At 61.8% G+C, this 2571-nt stretch carries 2 protein-coding genes; one reads left to right on the top strand and one right to left on the bottom strand.

Features of this window, described 5'->3' with window-relative positions; all coding sequences use genetic code 11:
* Positions 1–167: 167 nt before the first annotated feature.
* On the bottom strand, positions 168–941 hold the full coding sequence (locus C7I85_RS30110; RefSeq protein ID WP_106727660.1) for a gamma-glutamyl-gamma-aminobutyrate hydrolase family protein: 774 nt from the start codon (positions 939–941) through the stop codon (positions 168–170).
* A gap of 297 nt (positions 942–1238) precedes the next feature.
* On the opposite strand from C7I85_RS30110, the gene C7I85_RS30105 reads away from it, so the two are divergent.
* The gene (locus C7I85_RS30105; RefSeq protein ID WP_106727659.1) at positions 1239–2345 is read left to right on the top strand and encodes a TRAP transporter substrate-binding protein; all 1107 of its coding nucleotides are present in this window, start codon (positions 1239–1241) and stop codon (positions 2343–2345) included.
* The last annotated feature ends 226 nt before the right edge of the window (positions 2346–2571 follow it).

The raw sequence follows: 2571 nt of genomic DNA, 5'->3' as shown, positions 1-2571 counted from the left end.
CACAAGCACCACGCGGCAGCACCTGAATTGCTGACACGATCCTTTGTGCTCATCGTTAGAGCCTGGAGCTTGCTATCCGGGGTACTTTCTTGCGCTTGACAGTTCCCGCCCCAAAAGAGAAGCCCGCGCGCTGCGCGGGCTTTTTCGTTCTTGAGTTCCTGAGTGGATTACTCGGCCGCCTGGCGTGCACCGTCGCGGGCAGCGGCGTGCAGGCGCACGGCGTCGCCAAAGGCCTTGAAGATGCGGGCCGAGGCGCTGTCGGACTTCACCCAGTATTCGGGATGCCACTGCACGCCCACCGCAAAGGCGCGCGAATCCTTCACCGACACGGCTTCCACCGTGCCGTCCTCGGCCACTGCCTCGACTTGCAGCCGTCCGCCGAGGCGGTCGACCGCCTGACGGTGCACCGAATTGACCATCACGTCGCCCGCGCCGAACACACCGGCCAGGCAGCTTCCGGGCTTGATTGAAATCTTCTGGCGGATGGCGAAACGCTCGTCCTGCTTGTCGCTCACCGGGGCACGGTGGTCGAGCGCGCCTTCGCGCTCCTGGATTTCGCTGGCCAGGCTGCCGCCGAGCGCCACGTTCATTTCCTGGATGCCGCGGCAGATGGCCAGCAACGGCACGCCGCGCTCGATGGCCTTGCGGATCAGGGGCAAGGTGGTGGCATCGCGGTCGAGGTCGTAGGGACCATCGGCCTCGGTTGCTTCCTCGCCATAGAGCGGGGGGTGCACGTTCGTCTTGGAACCGGTGAGCATCACGCCGTCGACCGAATCGAGCAGGCGGTCGAGATCGAGCCGGTCGCCGAAATTCGGGACCAGCACCGGGGTGACGCCGGCGCCGACGATGGCGGCTTCGAGATATTGCTTGGGAGCGGCATGCCAGGTGTAGTTTTCGAACTGGCGGACATCGGTGGAAACGGCAACGAGCGGCTGGTGCATTTTGAAAGCTGCTTTCATCTGAAAATCGCAATGGCACTTTGAGCCTAAAATAGGCGATATTCCGGCGGCTTTCCAACAGAGTTTGTGGCGCACGGCCGAAAACGAAGAATCCGTCTAAGACTATAGTTTTAGATGGCCACGAAGTTGCGCGGTTTCCAGCTTTTCAGAGGTTTCGAGCGCTTTGCGGGCGCTGGACTTGGACCAACCGCCATGTATTGTTTTGCCCGTACTGCTGCCGGAAGCCCCAATATTTCAAGGATATCCGGCTCCGTCCTGGTCCAAATGGGAGGAGACTATATGGATCGCCGTTCATTCATTCGCAAGGCTGGCCTGACCAGTGTCGGGGCCGTGGCGGCCACCACGCTGGCTGCCCCTGCCATTGCCCAATCCAACCCGAAGATCACCTGGCGTCTGGCCTCGTCGTTCCCCAAGTCGCTCGACACGATCTATGGTGCCGCCGAGGTGCTGGCCAAGTATCTGTCGGAAGCGACCGATGGCAATTTCACGATCCAGCCCTTCGCGGCGGGCGAGATCGTGCCCGGCCTGCAGGCTGCCGATGCGACCGCTGCAGGCACTGTCGAAGCCTGCCACACGGTAGCCTACTATTATTGGGGCAAGGACCCCACATGGGCGCTGGGTGCCGCGGTTCCCTTCTCGCTCAATGCGCGCGGCATGAATGCCTGGCACTATCAGGGCGGCGGCATCGCGCTGTTCAACGAGTTCCTCGGCAGCCAGGGCCTGTTCGGCCTGCCGGGCGGCAACACCGGCGTGCAGATGGGCGGCTGGTTCCGCAAGGAGATCAATTCGGTCGCCGACCTCAAAGGCCTGAAGTTCCGCGTCGGCGGATTTGCCGGCAAGGTGCTTGAGAAGCTCGGTGTGGTGCCGCAGCAGCTCGCCGGCGGCGACATCTATCCGGCGCTGGAAAAGGGCACCATCGACGCGGCCGAATGGGTCGGCCCCTATGACGACGAGAAGCTCGGCTTCTACAAGGTGGCGCCGTACTACTACTATCCCGGTTGGTGGGAAGGTGGCCCGACGGTCCACTTCCTGTTCAACAAGGCCAAGTATGAAGAGCTGCCTCAGGCCTACAAGGCGTTGCTGAGCAGCGCCTGCCAGGCGACCGACGCCAACATGCTGCAGATGTATGACTACGTGAACCCGCCGGCGATGAAGCGCCTGGTGGCCAACGGCGCGCAGCTTCGCCCGTTCAACGCGGAGGTTCTCGAAGCCTGCTTCAACGCGGCCAACGAGGTCTATGCCGACATGGAAGCGAGCAACCCGCAGTTCAAGAAGATCTGGGACTCGATCAAGGCGTTCCGCAAGGAGCACTACCTCTGGGCGCAGATCGCCGAATACAACTACGACACCTTCCTGATGATCCAGCAGCGCAACGGCAAGCTCTGATCAATTCGAGAAGCGGACGAGGGGAAAGCCCGGGGTGAAAGCTCCGGGTTTTTTCTTGCGCCGGACAGCCGACAGAACATGAATAAGCCCGGCACGACGGCCGGGCTTCTCTTTTGGGGCGGGAACTGTCAAGCGCAAGAAAGTACCCCGGATAGCAAGCTCCAGGCTCTAACGATGAGCACAAAGGATCGTGTCAGCAATTCAGGTGCTGCCGCGTGGTGCTTGT

The sequence above is a fragment of the Pseudaminobacter soli (ex Li et al. 2025) genome (assembly GCF_003012705.1).
Classification (GTDB): domain Bacteria; phylum Pseudomonadota; class Alphaproteobacteria; order Rhizobiales; family Rhizobiaceae; genus Pseudaminobacter; species Pseudaminobacter soli.
Note: the sequence above shows the minus strand (reverse complement) of the source record. Positions and strands in the feature narration are given on the sequence as shown.